Annotated in this window: 12 protein-coding genes and 2 tRNA genes; 8 read left to right on the top strand and 6 right to left on the bottom strand. The window is 69.0% G+C overall.

All coding sequences use genetic code 11. The features are described 5' to 3' along the window. Positions 1-58 precede the first annotated feature (58 nt). The 7 genes from A9O67_RS06065 (at position 59) to groL (ending at position 10092) form a co-directional block, all read left to right on the top strand. Positions 59-135: transfer RNA gene (locus tag A9O67_RS06065), tRNA-Met, on the top strand. Positions 136-385: 250 nt separating this feature from the next. Beyond that, positions 386-1420, top strand: a complete 1035-nt coding sequence (locus A9O67_RS06060) for an HlyD family secretion protein (RefSeq protein ID WP_068608448.1) — start codon at positions 386-388, stop codon at positions 1418-1420. Between the two features lie 5 nt (positions 1421-1425). Then, positions 1426-4173 (top strand): ribosome-associated ATPase/putative transporter RbbA, encoded by a 2748-nt coding sequence (gene rbbA / locus A9O67_RS06055; protein ID WP_197484448.1) that lies wholly within the window; start codon positions 1426-1428, stop codon positions 4171-4173. Beyond that, positions 4170-5300, top strand: coding sequence for an ABC transporter permease (locus tag A9O67_RS06050; protein ID WP_068608447.1), 1131 nt, complete (start codon positions 4170-4172; stop codon positions 5298-5300). The genes rbbA and A9O67_RS06050 overlap by 4 nt, the downstream gene beginning before the upstream one ends. A 149-nt stretch (positions 5301-5449) precedes the next feature. After that, positions 5450-7969, top strand: coding sequence for a cation-translocating P-type ATPase (locus A9O67_RS06045; protein WP_068608445.1), 2520 nt, complete (start codon positions 5450-5452; stop codon positions 7967-7969). Between the two features lie 139 nt (positions 7970-8108). Then, a complete protein-coding gene (groES, locus tag A9O67_RS06040) occupies positions 8109-8399 on the top strand; it encodes a co-chaperone GroES (RefSeq protein WP_068608443.1) in 291 nt (96 codons plus the stop codon). 58 nt (positions 8400-8457) lie between these two features. After that, positions 8458-10092, top strand: coding sequence for a chaperonin GroEL (groL, locus tag A9O67_RS06035; protein WP_068608441.1), 1635 nt, complete (start codon positions 8458-8460; stop codon positions 10090-10092). 67 nt (positions 10093-10159) lie between these two features. Here the strand turns inward: groL and A9O67_RS06030 are convergent, their stop codons facing one another. Genes A9O67_RS06030 through A9O67_RS06020 form a run of 3 tightly spaced genes read right to left on the bottom strand, consistent with a single transcriptional unit; the run spans position 10160 to position 13507 of the window. Further along, a complete protein-coding gene (locus A9O67_RS06030) occupies positions 10160-11095 on the bottom strand; it encodes a DUF6279 family lipoprotein (RefSeq protein WP_068608439.1) in 936 nt (311 codons plus the stop codon). A gap of 54 nt (positions 11096-11149) precedes the next feature. Then, on the bottom strand, positions 11150-12298 hold the full coding sequence (locus A9O67_RS06025; RefSeq protein ID WP_068608437.1) for an acyl-CoA dehydrogenase family protein: 1149 nt from the start codon (positions 12296-12298) through the stop codon (positions 11150-11152). Positions 12299-12310: 12 nt separating this feature from the next. Then, positions 12311-13507 (bottom strand): acyl-CoA dehydrogenase family protein, encoded by a 1197-nt coding sequence (locus tag A9O67_RS06020; protein WP_068608435.1) that lies wholly within the window; start codon positions 13505-13507, stop codon positions 12311-12313. A gap of 126 nt (positions 13508-13633) precedes the next feature. Between A9O67_RS06020 and A9O67_RS06015 the strand changes: the two genes are divergently transcribed. Further along, a tRNA-Asn gene (locus A9O67_RS06015) sits at positions 13634-13709 on the top strand. 77 nt (positions 13710-13786) lie between these two features. Here the strand turns inward: A9O67_RS06015 and A9O67_RS06010 are convergent. The 3 genes from A9O67_RS06010 to flgK are packed head-to-tail and all read right to left on the bottom strand — an operon-like array spanning position 13787 to position 17985. After that, entirely contained in the window at positions 13787-14989 is a 1203-nt protein-coding gene (locus A9O67_RS06010; RefSeq protein WP_156682268.1) for an HDOD domain-containing protein, read from the bottom strand. A gap of 57 nt (positions 14990-15046) precedes the next feature. After that, positions 15047-16024, bottom strand: coding sequence for a flagellin N-terminal helical domain-containing protein (locus tag A9O67_RS06005; RefSeq protein WP_068608430.1), 978 nt, complete (start codon positions 16022-16024; stop codon positions 15047-15049). 11 nt (positions 16025-16035) lie between these two features. Further along, complete coding sequence (gene flgK, locus A9O67_RS06000) at positions 16036-17985, bottom strand: flagellar hook-associated protein FlgK (RefSeq protein ID WP_068609787.1); 1950 nt, start codon at positions 17983-17985, stop codon at positions 16036-16038. Between the last annotated feature and the right edge of the window lie 14 nt (positions 17986-17999).

Here is a 17999-nt window from a genome sequence, read left to right as displayed (position 1 = left end):
CAGCAGGCCCGCACGCCGCGCTTACCTGCCCTTTTGAGGCTATAATGCCAGTCTTGTTGGCGCTTTAGCTCAGCCGGTTAGAGCGACGGAATCATAATCCGCAGGTCCGGGGTTCGAATCCCTGAAGCGCCACCAGTCCTTCAAAGCCAGCCCCGCGCTGGCTTTTTTGTTTGCTGCTGCGCCAGGCCAGCGCGGGGCACCGCCAGGTGTGCCGGGTTTGCCACTATCATGGGTGCATGCCGTTTACCGCACCCTCCAGCCCACCGGCGTTTGGACGGCAGTCGGGGCGGGACCGTGGCCGCCCTGCAAGGTGCAGGGTCGAGCGGGGGGATTGGACCGAGGAGTGATTTGCGTGAATGTCAACGGCCGAGCGCTTTTGTGGGGCATGGTGGCGGTGGTCGCTGCGGTGGCGATGGTGGCTTGGCGGCATTACACCGACCAGGGCGGGCTGGAGCACATCGCCAGTGGCAACGGCCGCATCGAAGCCGCAGAAATCGACATCGCGCCGCGCCAGCCGGGTCGGGTCGCGGCGATCGAGGTGCGAGAAGGCGATCTGGTGCGCACGGGGCAGACACTCGTGCGCATGGACACCGAATCGCTGCAAGCGCAACTGCAGCAGGCCGAAGCCCGTGCCCGGCAGGCCGAGGACGGGGTGAATACGGCGCGCAGCCAACTGGCCCAGCGCGAGAGCGAGAAGGCCGCCATGCAGGCCGTGGTGGTGCAGCGCCAAACCGAATGGAGTGCCGCCAAGCGGCGCGCCCAGCGCTTCGCCGACCTGCGCCAGCAGTCCTTCATCTCGCAGCAGCAACTGGATGACCAGCTCGAAGCGGTGGACCGTGCCGCCGCCGCACTGGCCGCCGCGCGGGCCCAGGTGGCGGCCAGTGACGCGGCGATTGCCGCTGCGCGCAACCAGGTCCGGGTCAGCGAGTCGGCGGTGGAGGCGGCGCGCGCGGAAGTGGCGCGCATCCGCACCGACCTCGAGGACAGCGTCCTCAAGGCGCCGCGCGATGGCCGCGTGCAGATCATCGTGGCGCGTCCCGGCGAGGTGGTCGGCGCCGGTGGGCGGGTGCTCAACCTGGTGGACCTGAAGGACGTGTACATGACGTTCTTTTTGCCGACCCGCGCGGTGGGGCGTGTCGCCGTGGGCAGTGAAGCGCGGCTGGTGCTCGATGCGGTTCCCCAGTATGTGATTCCGGCACGTATTTCGTTCGTGGCGGATGTGGCGCAGTTCACGCCCAAGACGGTGGAAACCCAGGTCGAGCGCGAAAAGCTGATGTTCCGGGTGCGGGCACAAGTGCCGCCGGAGTTGCTGGAGAAGCACCTGGCCCAGGTCAAGACCGGGCTGCCCGGTGTGGCCCACGTCAAACTCGATGCTGATGCGCCTTGGCCGCCGCAATTGCAGGTGAGGTTGCCGGAGTGAACTCCGTGACCAGTCCGGCGCCTGTGGTGCGCTTGCAAAAAGTGGGCTTGTGCTATGGCAGGGCTCCAGCACTGCGCGACGTGGATCTCGAGGTTCCCGCCGGGGTGATGGCGGGCCTGATCGGCCCGGACGGGGTGGGCAAATCCAGCCTGCTCGCCCTCGTTGCTGGCGCGCGCGCTCTTCAGACCGGACGGATCGAGGTCCTGGGCGGCGACATGGCCAGCGCGCGCTTTCGCGCCCGGGTATGTCCGCGCATCGCCTACATGCCGCAGGGGCTGGGCAAAAACCTCTACCCGACTTTGTCGGTGTTCGAGAATGTGGATTTCTTCGGCCGCCTGTTCGGGCACGACCGCGCCGAGCGCGAGCGGCGCATCGCCGCGCTGCTGGCCGCCACCGGACTGTCCCCCTTCGCCGATCGACCGGCCGGCAAGCTCTCGGGCGGCATGAAGCAAAAGCTCGGGCTGTGCTGCGCGCTGATCCACGATCCCGACCTGTTGATCCTCGACGAACCGACGACGGGGGTGGATCCGCTGTCGCGCCGCCAATTCTGGGCGCTGATCGACGACATCCGTGCCGAACGACCGGGCATGAGCGTGCTGGTGGCGACCGCCTACATGGAGGAGGCCGCCAGTTTCGACTGGCTGGCCGCCATGAACGCCGGGCGCGTGCTCGCCACCGGCACCCCGGCGGAGTTGCTCGCGCGCACCGGCTGCCAGACGCTCGAGCAGGCCTTCATCGCACTCTTGCCGGAAACGCAACGCGCCGGTTACCGGCCGGTGGACATCGTGCCGCACCCGGGCGGCACCGAGGCAGAGGTGGCGATCGAGGCGCGCGACCTGACCATGCGCTTTGGCGATTTCACGGCGGTGGACCGGGTGAATTTCCGCATTCGGCGCGGCGAGATCTTCGGCTTCCTCGGCTCCAACGGCTGCGGCAAGACCACCACCATGAAGATGCTCACCGGGCTATTGCCCGCGAGCGAGGGCGAGGCGCTGCTCTTTGGCAAGCCGCTCGACCCCCACGACCTGGCCACGCGCCGCCGCGTTGGGTACATGACGCAGAGTTTCTCGCTCTACGGCGAACTGACGGTGCGCCAGAACCTGGTGCTGCACGCGCGCCTGTACGGCCTGCCGGAGGCCGACATCGCGCCCCGCGTGCAGGTCATGGCGGAACGCTTCGACCTCGTGGACATTCTGGATGCCTTGCCCGATGCCCTGCCGCTGGGCGACCGCCAACGCCTGTCGCTGGCGGTGGCGATGATCCATGGCCCCGAGATGCTGATCCTCGACGAGCCGACCTCGGGCGTGGACCCGGTGGCGCGCGACGCCTTCTGGCGTGCACTGATCGAGCTGTCGCGCCAGGATGGCGTGACGATCTTCATTTCCACCCACTTCATGAACGAGGCCGAACGCTGCGACCGCATCTCGCTGATGCACGCCGGCCGGGTGCTGGTGAGCGACACGCCCCAGGCCATCGTGGCGGCGCGGGGCGCTGCGACGCTGGAGGAAGCCTTCATCGCGCACCTGCAGGAGGCGGCGGGGGAGGCGCAGCAGACGCGCGAGCGGGAAGTCCGCCCGGCGGACTCGGCGGTCACCCCGGCGGACTCGACGCCTGACGTCCACAGCGCCTTCAGCCTGCGCCGCCTGTTGAGTTTCACCCGACGCGAAGCGCTCGAACTGCGCCGCGATCCCATCCGCCTGAGCCTGGCCGCGCTGGGCAGCATCCTGCTGATGCTGGTGCTGGGCTACGGCATCACCCTGGATGTGGAGGATCTGACCTTTGCCGTACTCGATCATGACCAGACCAGCCTCAGCCGCGATTACCGCCTGAGCCTGTCGGGTTCGCGCTATTTCGAGGAGCGCGCGCCGCTGGTCGACTACGCCGACCTGGATCGGCGCATGCGCGCTGGTGAGATCACGCTGGCCATCGAGATACCGCCGGGTTTTGCACGCGACTTGCTGCGCGGCCGCCCCGTGCAGGTCGGCGCCTGGATCGACGGCGCCATGCCGCAGCGTGCCGAGACCGTGCGCGGCTATGTGCAGGGCATTCACCAGCACTGGTTGGGCCAGCGTCTGCGCGAGGCGTTGGGCGATACGGCAATGACCCCGCTGGCCACGGTGGAGACGCGCTTTCGCTACAACCCCGACGTGCGCAGCCTGCCGGCCATGGTGCCGGCGGTGATTCCGCTGCTGCTGATGCTGATCCCGGCCATCCTCGCTGCCCTGTCGGTGGTGCGTGAGAAGGAACTGGGCTCCATCATCAACTTCTACGTCACCCCGGCCACCCGGCTCGAGTTTCTGCTCGGCAAGCAGATTCCCTACATCGTGCTGGCGATGGCGAGTTTTCTGCTGCTGGTGGTCATGGCGGTGACGCTTTTCCATGTGCCGGTCACCGGCAGCTTTGGGGCGTTGGCACTGGGCGCGTTCCTGTATGTCATCAGCGCCACCGCCTTCGGCCTCTTGATTTCCTCCTTCGTGCAAAGCCAGGTGGCGGCCCTGTTCGGCACCTCCTTGCTCACCATTCTGCCGGCAGTGCAGTTTTCCGGCATCATCGACCCGGTCAGTTCGCTGGAAGGGGCGGGGCGCCTGATCGGGGAAATCTTCCCCACCACGCACTTCGTCATCATCTCGCGCGGCACCTTCTCCAAGGCGCTCGAATTCGATGATCTCTGGGCCTCGTTCGTGCCGCTGCTGATCAGCGCGCCGGTGCTGGTCGGCTTGACCGCGATGCTCCTGAGGAAGCAAGCCAGATGATCCGCCAGCGCCTGCGCAACATCGGCCAACTCGGCCTGAAGGAGCTGCGCAGCCTGCTGCGCGACCCGATCATGCTGGTGCTGATCGTCTACGCCTTCAGTTTCTCCATCTACACCGCCGCCACGGCGATGCCGGAGACGCTCAACAAGGCCCCCATCGCGGTGATCGACGAGGATCGCTCGCCGCTATCCCAGCACATCATCGACGCCCTTTACCCGCCGTATTTCATGCCGCCGGTACTGATCACCCCGGCCGAGCTGGACGCGCGCATGGATGCGGGCCTCGACACCTTCGCCCTCCACATCCCGGTCGGCTTCCAGCGCGACGTGCTGGCCGGTCGCGCCCCGGCCATCCAGTTGAGCGTGGACGCCACGCGCATGAGCCAGGCCTTCACTGGCAGTGGCCACATCCAGGTCATCGTTCAGGATCAGGTCAACGAATTCGTGCGTCGCTACCGCGCCGTGGCCAGCCCACCCGTGGACCTGGCGCTGCGCGCCCGCTTCAACCCGCAGTTGAACAAGGCCTGGTTCGGCGGGGTGATGCAGATCATCAACAACATCACCATGCTGTCCATCGTGCTCACCGGCGCGGCCCTGATCCGCGAGCGCGAGCACGGCACCCTGGAACATCTGCTGGTGATGCCGGTCACGCCGTTCGAGATCATGGCCGCCAAGGTGCTGGCGATGGCCGCCGTGGTGCTGGTCGCCTCGGCGTTTGCACTCAACGTCGTGGTGCGCGGGCTGATGGGCGTGCCCATCGACGGCTCGCTACCGCTCTTTTTCAGCGGCGCGGCCCTGCACCTGTTCGCCACCACGTCGCTGGGCATCTTCCTGGCGACGCTGGCGCGCTCCATGCCGCAGTTCGGCATGTTGCTGCTGATGGTGCTGCTGCCGCTACAGATGCTCTCCGGCGGCAGCACGCCGCGCGAAAACATGCCCGAGCTGGTCCAGTGGGTGATGCTGGCCGCACCCAACACCCACTTCGTGATGCTGTCGCAGGGCATCCTCTACCGCGGCGCCGGCCTGGATGTGGTCTGGCCGCAATTGATCAGCCTGGCGGTGATCGGGTCGGCCCTGTTCATGTTCTCGCTGGCGCGGTTCCGCAAGGCCCTGGCGGCCATGGCGTAAAGGCATCGCTGTGCGCCACCCCGCAGTCGACCCTGGCCGATGCCGTTGCGCCGTTCACACAGTCCCGCCGACAAGCGGATCACGCAAAAGGCGTACCAGGACAGACGCAAAGCCCGCCTTGACCCGTGCTGATTTCCGAGGACCGACCCATGGGCACTCCCCCGCCGGTGCACGGCCTGTCCGCCGAGGAGGCGGCACGCCGCCTGGCCCGTGACGGCCCCAATGCCCTGCCCCGTCCCCCGCGGCGCACGGCGCTGCGCATCCTGGCGGAGGTGGCGCGGGAGCCGATGTTCCAGTTGCTGGCGGCGGCGGTGGCCCTGTACTGGCTGCTGGGTGACCAGACCGAGGCGCTGGGGCTCTTGGTATTTCTGGGGGTGATCGTCGGCATCACGCTGGTGCAAGAGCGGCGCACCGAGCGCGTACTGGAGGCCCTGCGCGATCTGACCAGTCCGCGCGCGCTGGTCTGGCGGGACGGACAGCCCTGCCGCATCGGCGGTACCGAGGTGGTGGTGGGCGACTGGCTGGAACTGACCGAAGGCGACCGCGTGCCCGCCGATGCCGTGCTGCGGCAGGCGAACGACCTGGCCATCGATGAATCGCTGTTGACCGGGGAATCGCTGCCCGTGGCCAAGGACGGCGCAGGAACGCCCGTGTACGCGGGCACCATGGTGGTGGCGGGCCGCGGCCTGGCCGAGGTCACGGCCACCGGCGCGGCCAGCCGCATCGGGCGCATCGGCACCCTGCTGGGGACGGTGGAGACCGAAGCCACCCCGCTGCACGTGCAGACGCGGCGGCTGGTGCGGTGGTTTTCGGTGCTGGGACTGGCCGTCAGTGTCGTGGTGGGCCTGGCCTACGCCTGGACGCGCGGCGACTGGCTGGGCGGGATGCTGGCCGGCATCACGCTGGCCATGTCGCTGCTGCCGCAGGAGTTCCTGCTCATTCTGACGGTCTTTCTGACGATGGGGGCGTGGCGCTTGTCACGCCACCGGGTGCTGACCCGGCAACCGGCTGCCATCGAGGCGCTGGGGGCGGCCACGGTGCTGTGCACCGACAAGACCGGCACGCTGACCGAAAATCGGATGGCGGTGGACACGTTGGTGGCGATGACCCCCGAGGGCGAGTCGGTGCAACGCTGGTCAGCGGCCGACGGGCCGGTGCCGGCCGACCTGTGGGGCCTGCTGACCCCGGCCCTGCTGGCCTGCGAGCCGCAGCCGTTTGACGCCATGGAACGCGCCCTGCACGCCACCGCCCGCGCGGCCGGCGTGTCGCTGCCACCGGCGTGCGAGCTGGTGCACGAGTACCCGCTGAGTGCCGAATGGCCCGTGATGACGCACGCTTGGCGTAACAAGGGGCCTGACGATGCCCGCGCAGAGGGGGGGGTCGTGGTGGCGGCCAAAGGCGCCCCGGAGGCGGTGGCTCGGCTGTGCCGCCTGCCCCCGGTGGCCGCCCAGCGCGTGGCGGCCGAGGCGCAGGCGCTGGCGGGCCGGGGCATGCGCGTCCTGGGCGTGGCGCAGGCGCGCTGGTCCGGAGGCGACTGGCCCGAATCGCCGGCCGGTTTTGCCTTCGAGTGGCGAGGATTGGTGGCGCTGGCCGACCCGCTGCGCGCCGGCGTGCCCGCGGCCGTGGCCGAGTGCCGCCGCGCCGGGATTCGGGTGGTGATGATCACCGGCGACCACGCGGGCACCGCCGCCGCCATCGCCCGGGCGGCCGGCATGGACGTCCGGCGGGTGCTGCAGGGCGACGCGCTGGAGGCCCTGGACGATGCCGCGCTGCGCGCTTGTGTGGCCGAGACCGACGTCTTTGCGCGCGTGACGCCCCCGCAGAAGCTGCGCATCGTGCAGGCCCTGAAGGCGCGCGGCGAGGTGGTGGCGATGACGGGCGACGGCGTCAACGACGCCCCGTCGCTGCGGGCGGCGCACATCGGCATTGCGATGGGAGGGCGTGGCACGGACGTGGCCCGCGAGGCGGCGGCACTGGTGTTGCTGGACGACGACTTCAGCACGCTGGTGCGGGGGGTGCGGCTGGGGCGCCGCATCGACGACAACTTGCGCAAGGGCCTGCGCTTCGTGTTCGCGGTGCATGTGCCGATCGCGGGGCTGGCCCTGCTACCGCTGCTGGCGGGCTGGCCGCTGCTGCTGACGCCGCTGCACATCGCGTTTCTGGAAATCGTGATCGACCCGGTGGGCTCGATCGTGTTCGAGGCCGAACGCGAGGAAGCCGACGTGATGGCACGCCCGCCGCACGACCCGGCGGCGCCGCTGTTCTCGCCCGCGATGATGGTGCAGAGCCTGCTGCAGGGAACGCTGGTGCTGGGAGCGGTGGCCGGCTTCTACGCCTGGTTGCTGGCCCAGCCGGTGGGCGAGGCCGCGGCGCGGGCGGCGGCCTTTGTGGCGCTGGTGGCCGGCAACATGGCGCTGGTGCTGGCCAACCGCACCCGCCACGGCGACTGGCGCACCGCGCTGCGCCCGGACAACCCGGCCCTGTTGGGGGTGCTGGGGGCAACCGGGGCCCTGCTGGCTGCGCTGCTGGGCGTGCCGCCGCTGCGCGCGCTGTTTGGGTTCGCGCTACCGCCGGCCTCGCTGCTGGGCGCGGCGGTGGGCATCGGCGTCGGTCTGCTGGCGGTGCTGCTGGTGCTGCGGCGCGCGCAAGCGAGCTGGCTGCACCGCTGAGCTGCCGGCCGGCCAAAGCCCCTGCCCTTGAAAACCGCCGCCGACACCCTTATCATTAGCACTCGTCGGCAGTGAGTGCTAACAACACTACGCTGCCGCCCTTTCCCACACTCTCATCGTCCTTTCGACAGGAGATCGCATGAAACTTCGTCCTCTCGCCGATCGCGTGATCGTCAAGCGTCTGGAAAACGAGACCAAAACCGCCTCGGGCATCGTGATCCCCGACAATGCGGCCGAGAAGCCCGATCAAGGCGAAGTGCTGGCCGTCGGTCCCGGCAAGACCAACGACAAGGGCGAAACCAAGCCGCTGAGCGTCAAGGTCGGTGACCGCGTGCTGTTCGGCAAGTACAGCGGCCAGACCGTCAAGGTCGATGGCGAAGAGCTGCTGGTCATGAAAGAAGACGACCTCTTCGCCGTCGTCGAGAAGTGACCCTGGTCCGCCCGGATCTGACACCGCTCATATCCCCATTCGCAAAGGAAACTGAAAAATGGCAGCAAAAGACGTCGTGTTTGGCGGCGAAGCCCGCGCCCGCATGGTCGAAGGTGTGAACATCCTGGCCAACGCCGTCAAGGTCACCCTGGGCCCGAAAGGCCGCAACGTGGTGCTCGAGCGCTCCTTCGGCGCGCCCACCGTGACCAAGGACGGTGTGTCCGTGGCCAAGGAAATCGAGCTCAAGGACAAGCTGCAGAACATGGGTGCCCAGATGGTCAAGGAAGTCGCTTCCAAGACCAGCGACAACGCCGGTGACGGCACCACCACCGCCACCGTGCTGGCCCAGGCCATCGTGCGCGAAGGCATGAAGTACGTGGCCGCCGGCATGAACCCGATGGACCTCAAGCGTGGTATCGACAAGGCCGTCGATGCGCTGGTGGCGGAGCTGAAGAAGATCAGCAAGCCCACCACCACCAGCAAGGAAATCGCCCAGGTCGGCGCCATCTCCGCCAACAGCGACGAGTCGATCGGCAACATCATTGCCGAAGCGATGGACAAGGTCGGCAAGGAAGGCGTCATCACCGTCGAAGACGGCAAGAGCCTGAGCAACGAGCTGGATGTCGTCGAGGGCATGCAGTTCGACCGCGGCTACCTGTCGCCGTACTTCATCAACAACCCGGACAAGCAGGTGGCGGTGCTGGACAACCCGTACATCCTGCTGCACGACAAGAAGATCAGCAACATCCGTGACCTGCTGCCGGCGCTGGAGCAGGTGGCCAAGGCCGGCCGTCCGCTGCTGATCATCGCCGAGGACGTCGAAGGCGAGGCGCTGGCCACCCTGGTGGTCAACACCATCCGCGGCATCCTGAAGGTGGTGGCGGTCAAGGCCCCGGGCTTTGGCGATCGCCGCAAGGCCATGCTGGAGGACATCGCCATCCTGACCGGCGGCAAGGTCATCGCCGAGGAAGTCGGCCTGACGCTGGAGAAGGTGACGCTGGCCGACCTGGGTCAGGCCAAGCGCGTCGAGGTGGCCAAGGAGAACACCACCATCATCGACGGCGCCGGCAAGGCCGAGGACATCGAAGCGCGCGTCAAGCAGATCCGCGTGCAGATCGAGGAAGCGACCTCCGACTATGACCGCGAGAAGCTGCAAGAGCGCGTGGCCAAGCTGGCCGGCGGCGTGGCGGTGATCAAGGTCGGCGCGGCCACCGAGGTCGAGATGAAGGAGAAGAAGGCCCGTGTGGAAGACGCCCTGCACGCCACCCGTGCGGCCGTCGAAGAGGGCATCGTCCCCGGCGGTGGCGTGGCGCTGCTGCGTGCCCGTCAGGCGGTGGGCGAGCTGCATGGCGCCAACGCCGACCAGGACGCCGGCATCAAGCTGGTGCTCAAGGCCATCGAAGCCCCGCTGCGCGAGATCGTGGCCAACGCCGGTGGCGAGCCCTCGGTCGTGATCAACAAGGTGCTGGAAGGCAAGGGCAACTTCGGCTTCAACGCCGCCAACGACACCTATGGCGACATGATCGAGATGGGCATCCTGGACCCGACCAAGGTGACCCGCACCGCGCTGCAAAACGCCGCTTCCGTGGCCGGCCTGATGCTGACCACCGAGTGCATGGTCGCCGAGACGCCGAAGGCCGAAACCCCGGCGCCGGCTGCCGGCGGCATGGGCGGCATGGGCATGGACATGTAATCGGCCAGCCCAGTCGTCTACGCTCTGCATGAAGCCCGCCAAGCACCGCTTGGCGGGCTTTTTTCATTCATGGCCCGGCGATGGCGCGGGACAGGCTGGCGTTGGGCGGGCTGCCGTTGGGAATCAGCGCGCGGATGTCGCGCTCGTAGGCCTGCAACTGGCTGGCGGCCCGGGCCCGCTGCTCTGGGGTGGCCTGGGCGTGCCAGTCGGCCAGCCAGCTACAGCCCTCAACCCATACGGCCGCCTGATGCGCGGCCAGCACCGGGTCGGGCGATTGCCAGGTCCGCGCCCACAGGGCACGCACCTCCGCGACGGCAACGTCGGGGGCTTGGCCGCGCAGGCGACGGGCCGTTTCCAGCCAGTCGTTCTGGCGGCGCTGCCGCTCCGCCCAGGCCCGGTCGGGGCGGGGGTCGACGGCCCGCAGGCGCTCGCGCAACCAGCGGCGCTGGGTCTCGTCGAGGCGGCCGTAGAACATCTCCAAACGCTCGCGGGTTCGGCCCAGGCGCACGCCCCGATCGATGTCGGACTCCCCCCAGTCGCGGCGCCATTCCCGGTCACCTTCCGCCAGGCGCTCGCGCCAGTGGGCCAGTTGGGCATCGGTCAGGGTGGGCAGCCAATGGGCCAGATCGTCGACCGTGCGGTCGGCGGCCTGGCGCAGCAGAGCGCGCACCGCGTCGGCCTCGCGGCAAACGGTGTCGGCGTCGAGGGGGCCGATCACCAGGGTCTGCCAGCGCCGCAACAGGGCGGCAATGGCGGGGAGCTGCTCGCGGCGGTGCCATTGGTGCCAGCGGCGGGTGGCCTCGTCCAGCCCCTGGCGCTGGGTGGCATCCAGGTCCCACAGGCTGTCCAGCCGCCACATCACCACGGTGGGCAGCCGGTTGTAGGCCAGCCCGATCACGCTGCATCCGGCGGCCGCTACGGCCACGGCGCCAACCGCCACCCAGCGCCCCATGGCGCGCCAGCGGTGCGGCGGCGCGGGGCGCGGCGGTTGCGGGGTGTGCATGGCGGGTGGATCGCGGTGCGCGATCAGGGTTCCGGGGCAGCCCGCTCGGGTCGGTCAGGCCCGCGCCTCCCGCTCGCGGCTGAGCGCGATGAAGCGGGCGAGGTGGTGGTCTTCGTCGCCGAATTCGTGGTCGATCATGACCAAGCGCTTGGCGTAGTGCGACAGCGGCAGTTCCCACGTCATGCCGATGCCGCCATGCAGCTGAATGCTCTCCTCGGCGACCTGGGTGCCGGCGCGGCCGATGGTGGCTTTGGCGGCCGCGATAAGGCGGTCGCGCTCGAGCGGGTCGTCCCCGTCGAAGGCGGCCGCGGCGTTGATGACGGCCGAGCGCGATTGCTCGACCGCCATCCACAGATCGACCGCACGGTGCTGCAGCGCCTGAAAGCTGCCGATCGGGCGCCCAAACTGGCGGCGCGTCTGCAGGTAGTCGCGCGTCATGCGCAACGCGACCTCCATGGCGCCGAGTGCCTCGGCGCACAGGGCGAGCGCCCCACAGGCCAGCCCATGCGCCAACACCTGGCGCGCCCGCGCCGGGCCGGCCACCAAGGCGTCGGCCGGCACTCGCACCGCGGTCAGGGTCACATCCGCGGCGCCACCGCCATCGATGCGGGGATAGGTGCGCACCGACACGCCGGGTGTGCCGCGCGGCACCCAAAACAGCGCGATGCCCTCCGCATCGCGCACGGCGCCGGACAGCCGGGCCGACACCAGCCAGCCCTCGGCCTGGCCGCCATGCGGCACGACCGCCTTGTGACCGTCGAGCACCCAGCCCCCGGCATCATGCTGGGCGGTGGTGGCGACGTGGGTGGGTTCGTAGTGGGCATCGGGCTCCTCGTGGGCCAGCGCGACGACCGCGCCGGCAGCCAGCCGCTCCAGCCACGCGGCCCACGCCTGCGGGGCGTCGGCGCGGGCCAGCATCTGCCCCACCACCGCGGCCCCGAGCAGGGGTTCGATCACCAGGGCCCGGCCCGCGCTTTCGAACACGGTGGCGATGTCAAAGCCGCCCCCGCCCAATCCCCCGGCAGACTCGGGCAGCAGCGCCGGGACGGCCCCCAGCTCCACCAGCCCGGCCCACAGGTCCACGTCGTACCCCTGGGGCGTGGCGGCCGCTGCATGGCGACGGTCGATGGGGTAGCGCTGCGCCAGATAGCGGTCCAGCGAGTCGGCCAGCATGCGCTGGTCATCGGTGAGCGAAAAGTCCATGGGTGGCCCTCCTCACAGGCCGAGCACCGTCTTGGCGACGATGTTTTTCTGAATCTCGTTGGAGCCGCCGAAGATCGACAGCTTGCGGTAGTTGAAATACTGCGCCGCGGCACTGGCCGCCCCGGCGGGACCGACCGCCTGATCGGCGCCCTCCAGCGTCAGCGCCGCCTCGATCCACGGCAGCGCATAGGGGCCCACGGCGCGGCGGGTCAGGCTCAGGATCTCCTGCCGCACCTGCGTGCCCAGGATCTTGAGCAGCGAACTCTGCGGCCCCGGCGCACCGCCACCGGCCACCGCCGCCAGCACGCGCAGGTTGGTGGTCTTGAGGTTCTCCAGCTCGATTTCCACGCGCGCCAGCCGGGCGGCGAACAGCGGATCCTCGATCAGCGGCCGTCCGCCCTTGTGCACCGCACGCGCGATGACCTTGAGCCGCTCCAGCCCCGCGACCGAAAAGCCGATGCCGGCGATGTTGGTGCGCTCGTAGGTCAACAAATACTTGGCGATCGTCCAGCCCTGGTTCTCCGCGCCGACCAGGCGGTCCGCCGGCACGCGCACGTCGGTCAGAAACACCTCGTTGACCTCGTGCTCGCCGTCCAGCGTGATGATGGGCCGCACCTCCACGCCCGGGCTGTCGAGGTCGATGAGCAGAAAACTGATGCCCTCCTGCGGCTTGGCGTTGCGGTCGGTGCGCACGAGGCAAAACATCCGGTTGGCGTAGTGCCCCAGCGTCGTCCACGTCTTTTGGCCGTTGACGACGTAGTGGTCGCCGTCGCGCACCGCGGTGGTCTTGAGCGACGCCAAGTCCGAGCCGGCCCCCGGCTCCGAGTAGCCCTGGCACCACCAGTCCGAGCCGTCCAGGATGCGCGGCAGCCAGTGGCGCTTCTGCGGCTCGGAGCCATATTTGATCAGCACCGGGCCCAGCATGTTGACGCCGAACGGCACGATGCGCGGCGCGCCGGCCAGCGCACATTCGTTTTCGAAAATAAAGCGCTGCACCGGCCCCCAGCCGGGGCCACCCCATTCGCGCGGCCAGTGGCTGGCCAGCCAACCCCGCGCGTGCAAGATGGCGTGCCAGCGCGCCATGTCGTCGCGCGTCAGGCGCAGGCCCTGCCGGACCTTGGTGGCCAGTTCGGGCGGCAGCTCGTCGCGCAGAAAGGCGCGCACCGCGTCGCGAAAGGCGCTCTCGTCGGGGGACAATCGCAAATCCATACAGGCTCCCAAGGCTACCGGCCCACGATTGTGCGCAGGCGCCGCGGACTGTGCCACAGGCGCCTGTCCAACGGGCGACGCCGGGCAGATCGGCCGATTTTGTCGCTATAATGCAGGGCTTACCGATCCCCGATAGCTCAGTCGGTAGAGCGCCGGACTGTTAATCCGTAGGTCCCTGGTTCGAGCCCAGGTCGGGGAGCCAAAAACACACCGCCAAGCCCGCCATCGCGCGGGCTTTGGTTTTTTGGCCCCCGATACCGACCAACCCCGGTATGCCCCTCACACCGATGAGCGCCAGCGCGCCAGCGTGCGCAGCAGCGCCGTATTGACGTGTGAGAGGGCGAAGCCTTCCTCCTGCATCCGGGCGGGCAGGTGTTGCGACTGCGCCGGGTCGGCCAGCCGCCGGGCCAGGTCCAGGTACACGCCGTACGGCCCCTCCCCTGCCAGCAGCGCCTCGGTGATCGCTTCGGACAGGGGCACGCGCTCCAAGGCCTGCGCCAGCGGCACGCGCAGCCAGCGATCCAGCGTGGAGAACAGCCCCGTGAGGTAGATTTCGGTGGCCAGTTCGTGTTGGGCACCGGCATCCATGAGCATTTGCATCAACTGCGCACGCAGCACCAGGGCTTGGCGCACGGGCTGCAGATCGGGGTCGGACACCGCGCCGGGCAGCAGCCGGAGCAGCGCATCGCGGAAACGCCGCTCGCCCAGCAACAGGACGGCCTGCCGCACACTGGACACCTCACGCCCGGTGCCGAAGGCATCGCTGTTGACCAACCGCAACAAGCGGTAGGTCAGCAGTACGTCGCTGTGCACCAGACCGATCACCGTCTCGATGGACGCCTCGCGCAGCAGGGCCTGCTGCACGCGCAACAGCGCGCCCTTGTCAACCCCCAGGCCGCTTGCGGGGCGGGACGCCAGCGCATCGTCATCCGGCCAGCCCACCACCCCCCAGGCTTGGCGCACATCCAGGCAGTGCGCCGCGAGGGCGACTTGGCCAATCGCCCCATACAACTGCCCCGGCAGCACGGGGCTGTCGGCAGGCCGCTGCGCGGACAGGGCCTGTCGCACATGGTCGGGCCACAGGTGCAGCAGGTAGCGGAAGCGCTCGGCCGCGCTCCCGGTGACGGGGTGCGCACGGGCCAAGGGCAGGTTTTGCACCAGCCGGTGCCCCAGGCGCCGGGCCTGCGTCAGGGCCTGCAGCAGCTCCGGCGGCATGCGCGGGCCAAAGTCCGGCACCTCGAGCCAGACGTGATCCGGCGGCGACGCCGACAAGGCCTGCAAAACGGGACGCTGGTCGGCAAACGCCACCAGCAGGAATGGCGATCCCGCAGACCACCAGTCGGCCATCGCATGCAGCAGGTGGGGGGCATCGACGCCGTCGTCCAGCAGACGCACCTGCAGGCGTGCGCCGATCAGGCGGCGCCCGTCACCCCAGATCGGCTGATACGTGAAGACCGCGTGGTCCAGCGGATTGAAGCCCATGGCGCCGACACTGTAGCCGAAGTCGGCACCGCCGCCCACGCGACGGCCGCAGCGCCGTCAAGCTAGGTATTGGAACAGCGACAGCCGCTGCACCTGCGCATACGACGACAGCCCCGCCTGGTAGGCCAGCTGCTGCGTCTGAAAACGCGAGATCGCCTCCACCATGTCGAGGTCGGTCAGCTCGGACTGCTGCTCGATGTGGTAATCCTCGCGCGCCTTCAGGGCGGTCTGCACGGCGTCGGCCCGGTTGAGCCAGTCGCCCAGCTGGCCGCGGGCGGAAAGCACGGCGTCGAGCCGCACGGCTAGATTGGCGTTCGCTTGGCCGAGCTCGGTGGCGAGTTGAGTCGCGGACAAGGCGGGGTTTTTCAGCGCGATGATGGCGCGATCGAGCGTTTCCCAGATGCTGTTGTTACCCTGTTGGCCCGGCAGGTCGGATCGCCCGAAGATACGTTCGCCATCCAGGATATGGGGCAGCGAGGTCTCGCCAGGCGCGGTCTGACCCGACAGCCCGCGCCACTCGACGATGCGGCCGTCGACGCCGTAGGATTCAGGCGTGCCACCGGTGAGGGCCTCGGCGAAGGGTCGGCCGCCGGCGGTGGTCATCCCCTGCCCCATGAACAGCGGCCGCCCCAGCGTGTCCTGCGTGTTGGAAAGCGCCAGAATGCGCTCGCGGATGCCCTCCAGCTCGTCGGCGATGGTGCGGCGGTCGCTGGCGTTGAGCGCGCCGTTGCCCCCCTGCACGATCAGTTCCTTGGCGCGCAGATACAGGTCGTTGACGTCCCCAAGGGTGCTTTCACTCAGCTCGATGTTGCGCCGCGCCGCCTCCAGCGCGCGCTGGTCGGACTGGATGCGCTGCATGCGAGCCTGCTCACGCTCGGCCAAGGCCGCGGCCGACGGGTCGTCGCTGATGCGGCGCACGCGCTTGCCGGAGGAGAGCTGGTCCTGCAGCTCCGCGAGCTGCGCGCCGCGCTGCTGCAGCCGGTTGATCGTGCTGTCGTAGCTGTAGGCCGTGGCCACGCGGTAGACGGTCGACATGATGGGCCTCGTCAACGGAAGGTGCTGATCAGCGTGTCGAAGATGGACTGCACGGTCTGCAGGTATTTGGCCGAGGCTTGATACGCCTGCTGGAACTGCAGCAAGCGCGCGGCCTCTTCGTCGAGGTTGACGCCGGCCTGGTTGGCGCGGCGCTGCTCGGCGTCGTCGGCCTGCGCCTTGGAAAAGCTGGCGCGCGTGGCAGCCTCGTTGACGCGGGAGGCGAGGTTGGAGAACACCGCCACATAGCCCTCCGACAGCTTGATGCTGCCGTCGAACATCACCTGGTCGCGCAGCGCCAGCATCGCCTGGGCGTTGCTGCCGTTGAACACAACCCCGGTGGGAGGGGTGTTCTGGAGCTGGAAGCCGTCGCCCGCATTGGGCTGCCCCCGCAGCGTGATCTTCACCTCCACCGTATCGGAACCCGAGGTGTAGGTGAAGGTCATCGGCTCGCCCGGCGTATACGCCACGGACGCGGGCGAAAACCCCGCCAGGGCAAAGGTGTTGGGCGCGATGAACGTCAGGTTGGCGGGCAGGGGCGGCGTGGCCCACGAGCCCGTCGTCACGGTGGCGGAGACGGCCTCGATCGTGGCGTTGCCGGTGTTGGAGGGGTTTTGCGACAGCGTCACCCGGCCGGCTGCGGCCAATTCCGCCGGCCGCGAGAGCGCCATGCGCAGCGAACCCGCGGCCGTGGCGCCGGGGGACAGCATGAAGCGATCCCCCGCCGCCGGTGAGGTCGGCACACTCAGCGTCAGCCCCTCCAGGGAGTAGCCGTTGACGGTGACCGGGGCGGCGGCGTTGGCCTGCCAGCCGCTGCCGTTCCAATACCACCCGTCGCTGCCGCGCCGGATCAGCGCTTGCGTTCCGGAGGTAAATTCCAGAATGTAATCCTCGGCCTTCAGCTGGGTCGGATCGGCCACCGTCGCGCTCACGCTGCCGCTGCCCGTGTTGGTGACCGCCGCTTTGCCCGCAAGCGAGCCGAATGCCAGCAGATCCGCCCCCCCGTTGCCGAGCAGGTTCAGACCGCTTTGCTGCTGGCGATTCACGGTCGTGGCCAAAGCCAGCGCCATGCGGCCCAATTCGGCCTGGGTGCGGATGACGTCGCGGTTGACGAAGTCGAGCAGGCCCTTGAGCTTGCCGCCGCTCAGAAAGTCGGCCGGCACGTCGTAGGCACTCGCCCCTTGCACGAACTGCAACTGGATCTGGCGGTCGCCGTCCAGCTCGGCGCGCGACACGCGCAGTTCGGCCGCGCGGTTGCCCAGCACCAGTGGCAGGCTGCCGGCCACGAACACCGACAGCGTGCCGTCGTCGGCACGCAGCGTGGTCACCTGCACCTGATCGTTGAGCTGCGCGATCAGGCGATCGCGCTGGTCGAGCAGGTCGTTGGGGCTGGCGCCGGTGCCCTGGGTGCGCGCGATGGCGTCGTTGACGCTGGCGATCGCCTGTGCCAGGCGGTTGATCTCCTTGGTCACTTCGGTCGCCTGCAGGCGCGCACCGGTGGCGATCTCGTCGATGCGCGCGGCACCATCGCGGATGCGCGCGGCCAGCGCATCGAACTGGTCCAGCACCACCTGCCGCGCCGCGCTGTCGTTGGGGCTGGAGGCCACATCGGTCCAGGCGTTGAGCGCATCGTTGAGCAGCTTGCCCACGCTGCCGTCCCCCAGCGGAAAAAGCGACTCCACACCCTGCAAATACTGCAGGCGCACCTGGTCGGCGGCGGCGGTCGCGCGGGTGACGTTGGACTCCCGCGTCAAAAACGCGTCATAGCCCACCCGGGTCACCGCCTCGATCTGCACCCCCTTGCCAAAGTAGCCGCTGCCCATTTGCTGCCCGGGCACGGAGTTGAGCTCCACGCGCTGGCGCGTGTAGCCCTCGGTGTTGGCATTGGCGATGTTGTGGCCGATGACCTGCAGCACGGACTGGTTGGTGGTCAGCGCGCGGGTGGCGATGTTGAGGGCGCTCATGATGTTCTCCCGCC

The organism is Tepidimonas fonticaldi, assembly GCF_001675355.1.
Taxonomy (GTDB): Bacteria; Pseudomonadota; Gammaproteobacteria; order Burkholderiales; family Burkholderiaceae_C; genus Tepidimonas; species Tepidimonas fonticaldi.
The sequence above is the reverse complement of the archived record's forward strand: the minus strand, read 5'-3'. Positions and strand labels throughout refer to the sequence as shown.

Bases quoted from the DNA above. Each gene is read 5' to 3' on its own strand.
- A9O67_RS06060 (WP_068608448.1), top strand. From the start codon at position 386: ATGGTGGCGGTGGTCGCTGCGGTGGCGATGGTGGCTTGGCGGCATTAC.
- flgK (WP_068609787.1), bottom strand. From the start codon at position 17,985: ATGAGCGCCCTCAACATCGCCACCCGCGCGCTGACCACCAACCAGTCC.
- A9O67_RS06005 (WP_068608430.1), bottom strand. From the start codon at position 16,024: ATGTCGACCGTCTACCGCGTGGCCACGGCCTACAGCTACGACAGCACG.
- A9O67_RS06020 (WP_068608435.1), bottom strand. From the start codon at position 13,507: ATGGATTTGCGATTGTCCCCCGACGAGAGCGCCTTTCGCGACGCGGTG.
- A9O67_RS06045 (WP_068608445.1), top strand. From the start codon at position 5,450: ATGGGCACTCCCCCGCCGGTGCACGGCCTGTCCGCCGAGGAGGCGGCA.
- A9O67_RS06050 (WP_068608447.1), top strand. From the start codon at position 4,170: ATGATCCGCCAGCGCCTGCGCAACATCGGCCAACTCGGCCTGAAGGAG.
- A9O67_RS06030 (WP_068608439.1), bottom strand. From the start codon at position 11,095: ATGCACACCCCGCAACCGCCGCGCCCCGCGCCGCCGCACCGCTGGCGC.
- groES (WP_068608443.1), top strand. From the start codon at position 8,109: ATGAAACTTCGTCCTCTCGCCGATCGCGTGATCGTCAAGCGTCTGGAA.
- A9O67_RS06010 (WP_156682268.1), bottom strand. From the start codon at position 14,989: ATGGGCTTCAATCCGCTGGACCACGCGGTCTTCACGTATCAGCCGATC.
- A9O67_RS06025 (WP_068608437.1), bottom strand. From the start codon at position 12,298: ATGGACTTTTCGCTCACCGATGACCAGCGCATGCTGGCCGACTCGCTG.
- groL (WP_068608441.1), top strand. From the start codon at position 8,458: ATGGCAGCAAAAGACGTCGTGTTTGGCGGCGAAGCCCGCGCCCGCATG.